The organism is Pseudorhodobacter sp. E13 (genome assembly GCF_003991405.1).
In the GTDB taxonomy this organism is placed as follows: domain Bacteria; phylum Pseudomonadota; class Alphaproteobacteria; order Rhodobacterales; family Rhodobacteraceae; genus Pseudorhodobacter.
Map to the genome: position 1 here is coordinate 1 of NZ_RPEN01000077.1, position 366 is coordinate 366.

The window sequence follows — 366 nt, forward strand, 5'->3', positions numbered from 1 at the left end:
CACGTGGAATATGAGTCGGCAGCGCGCCACTATGCCCACGTCGACTGCCCCGGCCACGCTGACTATGTGAAGAACATGATCACCGGTGCGGCGCAGATGGACGGCGCTATTCTGGTTGTGAACGCCGCTGACGGCCCGATGCCGCAAACGCGCGAGCACATCCTGCTGGGTCGCCAGGTCGGCATCCCCTACATGGTCGTCTACATGAACAAGGTTGACCAGGTTGACGACGAAGAACTGCTGGAACTGGTGGAAATGGAAATCCGCGAGCTGCTGTCCTCGTATGACTACCCCGGCGACGATATCCCGATCATCCGTGGTTCGGCTCTGCACGCCATGAACGGCACGCAGCCGGAAATCGGCGAA

The 366-nt window shown here is 60.4% G+C and carries 1 protein-coding gene; it reads left to right on the top strand.

What is annotated here, in order from left to right; all coding sequences use genetic code 11:
* On the top strand, nucleotides 1-366 hold a 366-nt coding region (locus tag EGN72_RS00175), incomplete at both ends, for a GTP-binding protein (RefSeq protein WP_233586966.1).